Source organism: Microcoleus sp. w2-18bC1 (genome assembly GCF_036700365.1).
Lineage (GTDB): Bacteria > Cyanobacteriota > Cyanobacteriia > Cyanobacteriales > Microcoleaceae > Microcoleus.
In genome coordinates, this window is sequence record NZ_JAUBOS010000028.1 from 66730 (window position 1) to 74003 (window position 7274).

The window sequence follows — 7274 nt, forward strand, 5'->3', positions numbered from 1 at the left end:
GCCTTGGGGAATATTTGGACGATCGTAAATGAATTCTTACAATACTTGCTATTCTACTCAGTCTGGCTGAGTTTCTGCCTAGTTTTATTTTAACTTCACACACGATCGTCCGCCCCCTTGCCCGATTGACGACAAAACCGTCACAAATTCAGGGTAAAAGCTTAAGGATGAGCTAAAGTCGCTTTTCCACGCCCATCTCGCCCGGTCGGACAAGTCCCCCAAGTCGCCTGATTTGCCTTGTAGAATAGGTATAAGCAAGTGTAAATTTATGTTGCGAGCTGAGGCAAAATTGACAAATTCTCTGCTGTGGCACCAACGGGTGGGAACTCAACGAGACTGGATGTGGCGGGGTTGGCAAACTCGCTACACTTATTTGCGGCCGACTTTGGGGCGAAATCAAGGCGCGCTCAAATCTCAAGATTCTGCGGCCCCGGCAATTGCCCAGCACGCATCGGGAACGCCGATTATTTTACTGCACGGGTTTGGAGCTTCGATCGGTCACTGGCGACAAAATCTCGCCCAACTCGCCGAAAACCAAACCGTTTATGCCTTGGATTTGTTAGGGTTTGGCGCTTCCCAAAAAGCTCCGATCGACTACTCTGTGTCTTTGTGGGTCGATCAAGTTTATGATTTTTGGCTAACTTTTATCAGAGAGCCAGTAATATTGGCAGGAAACTCGATCGGCTCACTGATTTGTCTGGCCGTCGCCGCAGCTCACCCGGACATGGTGGCCGGCACGGTAATGATTAGCCTTCCAGACCCCTCTGTGCGAGCCGAGGCGGTTCCTGGATGGCTGCTTCCGGCGATCGAAGCGGTTGAAAGTTTGTTTGTTTCTCCGATCGTACTCAGGCCTCTGTTTTATTTAGCCCGCAAGCCTTCCTTTGTCCGTCGCTGGATTGGCTTTGCCTACTCCAACCCCGAAGCTGTTACCGACGAATTAGTGGAAATTCTAGCAGGACCAGCGGGCGATCGGGGAGCCGCCCGCGCCTTCTGCGCTTTATTTAAAGCTGTAGGCAGCTCACAATTTTGCCCCAGTGTCAAGATTGTGATGCGAAATTTAACAATCCCCATGCTGTTAATTTGGGGCAAACAAGACCGGATGATTCCCCCTCGGTTCGCCCGACCCCACCAATTTGTCGAATGCAATCCCAATTATGTAGAGCTAGTAGAATTAGACAATGCCGGCCACTGTCCCCAGGATGAATGCCCGGAACAAGTAAATCAAGCAATTTTGAACTGGATGAGCCGGAATTTTGCACCTATGGGCGAGAGCGAATTGCAGCACTGTTGATTAGACATCGGCCCGTGGATTACTAAGGGAAAAAATAACTTGCAGCTATCGATCCCGCTCAAAAATAAATTTGCTAGAACTCGATCGCACGGGGGGGTATTGTATAGCAGATGTTGAAAGCTCTAGGGGCGAAGCAAAGCGGGTAAAAAGAAGTCCTGCAAGAAGGCGCAATCGACCGCTTAGGTTTCACAAATTAAGAAGGTCCTCACCGTCAGGGCATTTGCTATAGTACAAAACTTCCCTATCTTGAGAGTCAGTCGATTTGATCTTCGAGATTGACTCCCCAGCGGCTATCTACAGGCTTGAGCTAACCTAAACCACTTGTTTGCTGTGGACGACTCCTGCAGGAAAGTAAGTCTCCGTCTTTCTGTGATGTCATGTATCTACTGTTATTGATTGCCATTTTTTTAGAAGGTCAATCGATTTTAGATTTGAGATTTTAGATTTGAGAATTGAAGCATTGACCCCACGGATCAATTCGAGAGCTTCTTTATCGGATACAGGTTTTTTATTTCACCGGTCCTGAGTCTGTGCGTTGGAATGAATCCGGGGGCTTGTATCCTGGATGCTTTCGGTCAGAGATTGACACAATCACCAAGATAGTGTATCTTCTCTAACTGGTAGTACACATCCAAGTTATGCAGTTAGTCGAAAGGCAAGTCATTAAACCAAATCACAGGTTTTACCCAGAAGCCGATCGATTGTCTTTGCTGTCCAACAAACTTTACAACTGCAATAACTATTATATCTACGGTCAAAACTTTTTCTCAGGTCAACCAACCAATGCTCTGGGTGTCGATCGTTCACTCAAAAAGAGTCGAAAGTACAAAGCATTGCCGACCCAAGTAACACACAAAACTCTCCCGTTACTGCTGAAAACATGGACTAGCTATCATAGTGTAAAATTGGCGGGCGCGATTAAGATCGCCCCACTAAGTGTCAAGCAGCACCGAAAGCCACTGATTAAAAAAATCCAGAAAAAAAGAGAGCAGGGGCGATATGTAGTTGTATTTAACTGTCAATCTCTTAGCAAAAAAGTAGCAAAAAAGCTTTTTCCAAAAAATATGTCAGTTTGTCAGGGACTAACATTTGGTGACCTTGAAAAGTTACCTCAATCTTGGAAATCCGGATTGTTACCGAGGTAAGTTGTTAAGTTATTGAGGTAGTTTAGGAAAAGTTAGAACAAAACGCAAGTGTAAAGCGGATTATAACCCTTGCCGTAACGAGCTTCGCCAACATTAAAGAGCGATGAAACCCCTCCCTGGAAGAACGGTAAAATTCTATTTTCTAACTTGTACCTTCTAACTTGTACCTTCTAGCTTCAAGAAACACCTTGTTTCTTGCTCCTAAAAATAAATACCTTCCCTTGTGCCAACAATCTTTCAGTCTGCTTATAACCGATCGCCCCCAAGTATACGGGAAAGTTCAAAAATGCCTGTATCTGGCATTTGGGATCCTGTTAACGCATAAAAAAGTCAATTTAGCCAACAACTGAGGGCTCCCGTGCCCCCGGTCTGCTGGCGGCTAACTGCTGAAAGCCTCTGAGGGCAAGCAGCGCCCTTCCAGCTTTTGGCAGTAACGCAAACGAGGAAAAAACTGTCGTGAAATTCCACTGGCTACTACCGAGTTTCTTAAGTGTATTTTTGCTCGCCGGAGCCGCCGAAGCAGCTAGACTGCAATCTTGGCGGTTTGATGCTTCAGAGAACCGGCTTTACATTACAACAGACGGGGGAGTACAACCCAAGGCTCAACTGATTTTCAACCCGATGCGGTTGGTAATCGACTTGCCGGGGACGAGTCTGGGTCGTCCATCGGTCAGCAGACCGCTCTCAGGGGCGATCGAATCGGTGCGGGTAGGGCAGTTTGACAACGATACGACCAGAATTGTGGTCGAGATCAGAGACGGGTTTACTATAGACCCTCAGCAAGTAAAATTCCGGGGGATTTCTCCGAGCGAGTGGACAGTGGATTTGCCAACGCCGGTGCGGGGAGAAACTCAAAATCCGATTTCAGAGCCGGGGGGAGAAAGGTTATCGGTTGAATCTTCAGCACCCCAAGCCCAGTCGGCCGAGGCGACTGTAGTTCAGAACGTTCAGGTGACGGCGGACGGTTTTTTAGTCCGCACGGAGGGCGGTCGCCCCCAAATTAATTTTCAACAAAGTCGGGCTGGGGACATTGCCACCCTCGATATTGAAGGAGCGAGTTTAGCTCCAAGCCTAAGCAGCCAACAGCCTCAAACTAACGGTCAGCACGGGGTTGACAAGATTGAAGTCCGGCAACTGCCAACAGACCCGCCCGTTACCCGCGTGACTTTGCGGATGAAGAGTCCTAATACTCAGTGGCGGGCGTCAGTGAGCAATTTGGGCGGGGTTGTGCTATTGCCTGGAAGTGTAGTACGACAGCCCTCTGTTCCCCGCCGCCTGACTGTAGATCCTCCGGCTAGACAAGCTCAAGGAAATTTAGCGAGAGTTCAGTCAATTGATTTAGCCAGTAACGGCACGCAACTGGTGGTGAGAACTGACCGCCAAGTCTCCTATACCAGTGGCTGGGACCAGGGGTCGAGATCTTACTGGATCAGGATCGCTTCTGGTGTCCTAACGGGGGAAATTCCTCAGCTCGATGCCAACAGTCCTGTATCGTTTACAGCCAGCCAAGAAGATGCGGAGACTGTGGTGATTTGGGTGCAGCCGCGATCGGGGGTAGAGGTAGGTAGGGTGACGAGACCAAACCCGCAGTTGCTGTCTTTGCAGTTGCGATCGAATGCTAGCGCGCAGCAGCCTTTCACTCGCACTCCCAGCCAGCAGCAACCTTTGCCGAGAAGGACTTTCGGAACCGATGAGTTGCCCCAAGCTTCAAACCGCCGCGCCGTAATAGTGATCGATCCTGGTCACGGTGGCCGCGATCCGGGGGCAGTCGGGATTCAGGGCATTCAGGAGAAGGAGATTGTTTTGGATATCTCGCTTCAGGTGGCGAGGCTGCTGGAACAGCAAGGCGTGCAGGCGGTGATGACTCGGACTGATGACAGGGAAATCGACCTGGAACCCAGAGTTTCTTTGGCGGAACGAGTGAATGCTACTTTGTTTGTCAGCATTCACGCGAATGCGATTAATATGAGTCGGCCGGATATCAGTGGGATTGAGACTTATTATTTCAATAACGGCCAAGATTTGGCGAGGGTGATTCACGCCAGTATTTTGGAGGGCACGGGGGCGCCTGACCGCCGGGTGCGGCAGGCGCGATTTTATGTTTTGAGGAAGACTTCTATGCCTTCTGTTTTGCTGGAGGTGGGTTTTGTGACGGGTGCTGAGGATGCTGCTAGGCTTTCTGACCCAGCTTACCGCAGTCAAATGGCGGCTTCGATCGCTCGCGGCATTTTGTTTTATCTTCAACAAAGATAATAGGCAGTGGGGTGTTGACTGTTGACTGTTGACTGTTGATTAATCTTATTGGTTATCTGTTATTAGCCACCGCAAACGATTAACAAATGACAACTGACAACTGCCAACTGCCAACTGCCAACTGCCAACAGATAACTAACTATTAACAAATGACAACAGACTCTGGACAACAAAGAATCGGTATTTTTGACAGCGGCGTGGGCGGTTTGACTGTTTTGACCCAGTTGTACCGACAATTGCCCAACGAATCGATACTTTATTTTGGAGATACGGCGCGGCTGCCTTACGGCACTCGCACGCCGTCGGAAATTGTGGAGTTTGTCCGCGAAATTATGGCGTGGTTGGTGGAACAGGATGTGAAAATGGTCATTATGGCCTGCAACACCAGTTCTGCTTTGGCGATGGAGATGGTGCAGGCTGAATTTGATATCCCGGTGCTGGGAGTAATTCTGCCGGGGGCGCAGGCTGCGGTGCAGCAAGGCAAGCGGATCGGGGTCATCGCAACTCCTGCTACGGCTGCTAGCAATGCTTATCGAAATGCGATTTTGGAGATGGACGATTCTTGCCTAGTTTGGCAGGTTAGCTGTCCGGCTTTTGTGCCGCTGGTGGAGCAAAACCGGATTCACGACCCTTATACTTGTGAGGTGGCGCGGGAATATTTGGCTCCTTTGATTCAGCAGCGCATCGATACGCTGATTTACGGCTGCACTCATTATCCGCTGTTGGCTCCTGTGCTTCGCTCGCTTTTGCCTGCTGGGGTGACATTGATCGATCCTGCGGTACGGGTGGTGGCTGCTGCAGCCAGAGAATTGGAGCTTTTGGGGCTGCGGAATCCTGGTACTGCGCTACCGACTCGTTTTTGCGTGAGCGGCCCCCCGCAGCAGTTCGCCGAGTTGTCGGTGCAGTGGCTCGGTTGTACTCCTGCTGTTGAGAAAATATCCCTGCCGACAGTTGTACGTAGGGAAGCGGGGCGTAAGCCATCGCCCGTATCGCTGGAATCGGCCGAATAAACTGGAAAATTTATCCGTTAATCTAACCCCCCAAAACTCAGGTAAAGCTGGGTCTGGGGGGTTTAATTATTGCGATGTAACCTAGCAATTACACATCAATAGGTAATATTATTGAACAAAAGCTTTGATGAACAATGCAAATAATGTCCTATACGTGCTGGAGCTCTTCAGCCTTGAACCATGTCACCCTATGTATCACAAGCAGTTTTACTTGTAGACGGCTATAACATAATTGGACTTTGGCCTCGACTCCGAGAGAAGCGCGATCGCGATGAACTCGAAACCGCTCGCCGCGAGTTAATAGAGGTTTTAGTTAACTACAGCGCCGTTCAAGATTTTGAGGCCAGGCTGGTGTTTGACGCGCACTATCGAGATACTCCCGGCGTTAAAGAAATTATTACTAAAAATTTATCAGTGCACTACACTGACTTCGGTCAGACAGCAGATACCTATATTGAAAAATCTTGTGCTAGTTTGCGCTACGAGTTGCGATCGGTCAAAGGCAAAGGCCGCATGATTGTCGCCACCTCAGACCGAGCGCAGCAATTGACCGTAGTCGGCTACGGTGCCGAATGGATGTCCGCCGAACAACTAGCGGCTGACGTAGAATCCACCGCCCGCCGCAGCGAGCGCCGACACAAATCCCGCAAGCAAAATTCCAGTCGCTTTCTTGCCAGTTCCCTCGATCCAGAATCCCAGCAGCGCCTCGCCAAGTTGAGAATGGGGCTGCATTAGCTGCTGAAACCCGCTCGCTGTCTGATAAAAAAAAAGTTTCTCAAAGGCCTTGCCAAATCGAGTAAGTTCAGCTATTGTTAGTAAATGTGGGTAACAAAAACCCCCAATCCTCGGTAGCTCAGTGGCAGAGCGGTCGGCTGTAATGAATGCAAGCCTTTGGCATCAACCAAAAGCCCTAGTGACATAGCAGCTCTATCCGGTAACGGGTACTGAAAAATCGGGTGAATTCAAGGAAACCGCAGCACTTCGGGTGGCGGCAATCTTGAGCCAAGTCTGGCGAAAGGCCGTGGTTTAAACCACAAGTAGCCAGAAAGGTGCAGAGACTAGAGATGAGGAGCCTAACCAATAAATCTCATAGCGCCCGACATCCGACGACAGATCACAAACATGATTTGTAGGGATGATGAAATAGTCCGCCCCCTTCGGAAACGTTGGGATAAGTGTAACCGATTGGTCGTAGGTTCAAATCCTACCCGGGGAGTTAGTAAAAGTCTGAAGTTGGAATTTTCCAGCTTCAGATTTTTTGTTTTTATTTGTTGAACCATTTGTGTATTGTGACTCAAGATGACCATCGGTGAAATGTAGCCCAACCGAACAATTGAGCGGCTGCAAACAACCTTTACAACAGCACCAATATCTATCGGCAGTCAGCTCAGACCGGGTTGTTAGCTAGCTTCGCCACCAACGGATTTATTGGCAATCGAAGTCTTTTTGTATTAAGCTGTTGTGCATTTAAAACGCATAGTGGTATAATATAACATACTGATATTCAGACAAAGTGAATGCCTGCTAAAAATTTTCTAAGTTCTGAAACAAAGGAAACTCTTCAACAAGTATTAA

General features: G+C 48.9%; 4 protein-coding genes. All 4 read left to right on the forward strand.

The features are described 5' to 3' along the window. The first annotated feature begins 268 nt into the window (after positions 1-268). The 4 genes from QT979_RS16385 to QT979_RS16400 all read left to right on the forward strand — a co-directional run bounded on the left by QT979_RS16385 (position 269) and on the right by QT979_RS16400 (position 6434). Entirely contained in the window at positions 269-1291 is a 1023-nt protein-coding gene (locus QT979_RS16385) for an alpha/beta fold hydrolase (RefSeq protein WP_333311039.1), read from the forward strand. 1601 nt (positions 1292-2892) lie between these two features. Next, on the forward strand, positions 2893-4689 hold the full coding sequence (locus tag QT979_RS16390; protein ID WP_333215142.1) for an N-acetylmuramoyl-L-alanine amidase: 1797 nt from the start codon (positions 2893-2895) through the stop codon (positions 4687-4689). Positions 4690-4838: 149 nt separating this feature from the next. Beyond that, on the forward strand, positions 4839-5699 hold the full coding sequence (murI, locus tag QT979_RS16395; RefSeq protein WP_333215140.1) for a glutamate racemase: 861 nt from the start codon (positions 4839-4841) through the stop codon (positions 5697-5699). A gap of 180 nt (positions 5700-5879) precedes the next feature. Next, positions 5880-6434, forward strand: a complete 555-nt coding sequence (locus QT979_RS16400; protein WP_006635267.1) for an NYN domain-containing protein — start codon at positions 5880-5882, stop codon at positions 6432-6434. Positions 6435-7274: the final 840 nt, after the last annotated feature.

Excerpts from the sequence above, each read along its gene's own strand:
- QT979_RS16385 (WP_333311039.1), top strand. The coding sequence starts at position 269 with ATGTTGCGAGCTGAGGCAAAATTGACAAATTCTCTGCTGTGGCACCAA.
- murI (WP_333215140.1), top strand. The coding sequence starts at position 4,839 with ATGACAACAGACTCTGGACAACAAAGAATCGGTATTTTTGACAGCGGC.
- QT979_RS16400 (WP_006635267.1), top strand. The coding sequence starts at position 5,880 with ATGTCACCCTATGTATCACAAGCAGTTTTACTTGTAGACGGCTATAAC.